This is a genomic window from Halocola ammonii, assembly GCF_049334165.1.
Lineage (GTDB): Bacteria > Bacteroidota > Bacteroidia > Flavobacteriales_D > Sanyastnellaceae > JBEGHD01.
In genome coordinates this window covers 1-2,146 of sequence record NZ_JBEGHD010000028.1, presented here as the reverse complement: position 1 = coordinate 2,146, position 2,146 = coordinate 1, and the positions used below count along the sequence as shown (strand labels likewise).

2 protein-coding genes are annotated in these 2,146 nt (G+C 37.9%); both read left to right on the top strand.

What is annotated here, in order from left to right; genetic code table 11:
• A partial coding sequence (locus tag ABHV44_RS16075; protein ID WP_459075737.1) for a T9SS type A sorting domain-containing protein occupies positions 1 to 255 on the top strand: 255 nt, incomplete at its 5' end.
• Positions 256 to 272: 17 nt separating this feature from the next.
• Positions 273 to 2,146: hypothetical protein (locus ABHV44_RS16070; RefSeq protein ID WP_459075736.1), on the top strand; the 1,874-nt coding region annotated here is incomplete at its 3' end.

Below are 2,146 nucleotides of genomic sequence, written 5' to 3'. Positions count from 1 at the left end.
CGAAACAAAGATTCTCAAATCTCTGTTTACCCCAACCCCGCCACTGATGAAATCACTATCGACTACCCAAAAAATCTGGCTGCTGAAACCATCGAACTCATTCGAATTCTCGATGGCAACGGACGAGCAGTTCTTGAAATCAAAGACCACCCAAAAGATCAGCCGGTTTCGGTAGAAGGTATTTCAAGAGGTTCTTACATTTTGAAGGTTAACACCGGGAAAAATGAATTCTCAACTAAACTGCTCCTTAACTAAACTTACAACACAAAGCTATGAAACAGTTTATTTTACTCTTCTTTATTTTGACTCCATTTACACTCTTAGCCCAGACTTTCGAATGGGGCCAGAGTTATGGGCTTGGTTCGGGGAACACGAGTTATGATGACAATGTTACAGTTATAGAATTTGATGAGGAGCCGAATATAACAGTAGTAGGAGGTTATTATTATTCATCTACAGATGTAGAAATTGGAGGCAATGAAACTATTTTAGAACAAGAATCTGAGGAAGCAAGTCAAGGGTTTATAGCAGGCTACACGAGTAGTAATGATCTGCTATTCGCGTTTAATTTAGGTAGAAGTATTTCGGATATAGAATTGTTGAACGACTCCTTGGTTCTGGTATCCGGGTCTTTTAGTGGGTCTTTCGATTTTGATCCGAGGGAAGACTCTGAAATGATACTTGAAGGAACTGGAAGTAGTCAGGATGGTTTCATAGCATGTTACAATACAAATGGGACTCCGGTTTGGGTTAAGCATTTTGCAACCACTAATACTGGTGGAATATCTCAAATTACTTTTCAAAATGAAAGTTTACTTGTCGGTGGAACCTTCATTGGTAACTCTATTTTTGATCCCAATGATCAAAATTTGTCCTTACCTGATAATCAAGAAGGAAGTGCTTTTATCATGGAATTGAGCTTATCAACTGCAGAAGTAACTTGGCACCACATTTATGACGGGGAAGGTCTTCAAGCAGTCATTGATTTAGAGTATTACGAAGCATCTGATTTTATTGGTGTTAATTTAATCACATACGAAACAGAGGGTTTAGATATTGGAATTAGCTCTTCACTAGAAATTGAGAGTATTGATTCACGCAGCTCAAACTTACTGGTTTATTCAGCAAGTGATTTAGAATTACTAGGCTACTTCCAATTATTTTTTCAGGAGTCGATAAGTGTCACACAGCTAGACATCAATCAGTTTGGAGAAATCCATGTTTTGGTTAATACTTCAGATGCCTCCCTTTCTTTTAGAGATTTTCAAGGAATAGACAGAATCTTAGATTTTTCAAATGGAAATGTAGGACATAATTACTTGATCAAATTTAACCGTAACCAAGAAATAGTTTGGATTAAAGGCTTTTCATACACAGAGACTGAAAATACAGAGCTTTATGATATAGCATTTGATTCTTATTCCAATGCATATGTTTATGGTGATTTCCCTGAACAAATGTTCATAGAAGGAAGTTTTTTCTCAGGTCAATCTCAAAACAATTTCGTTTCAAAGTTCGACCTTATAGGCAACTTGAACTCAACAAGTATTTTGGAAATTGATGATGGAGACATTGAAGGAGAGGGCTTATCAATAGACCCACAGAATAACTTATACCTAATTGGAGCTTACGGGAGCAATCCCAACTTTACCTTTACAACGGAATCTACCACTATGACTTTAGGTAGCAATGCCGGTGAGGAAGGCTTCTTTTGCAAATACAACCTGGGAGAACTTGCAGAGCAAGAAGCTCAGGTTTATCTTCAAACACCTTATTTTGATTCAATTCCTGAAGGCGTAACTCTCAACTCCCACATCTTCATTTCCAAACTACCAACGGAAACGGTTGAAGTCACCTTAACTCCCGATGATCAACTGGATTTAGGAAACGGCCAGGGAGAGCAGGTGATTTTCACTTTCGATAATTCTGAGCTTCTAAGCGACCAAATGTTTGATGTTCCCATCACGGCATTAGATGACGAAGCTGTTGAAGATGAATTTCATTCAGGCATTATTCAAATAGAAGTTAGTTCTGCCGATGCTGAATTTGATGCAATTGAATCTTTCTCGGAAGAGCTTATTCTAATTGATGATGACGTTGATTCAGTTGACGAGCGAAACAAAGATTCTCAAATCTCTGTTTACCC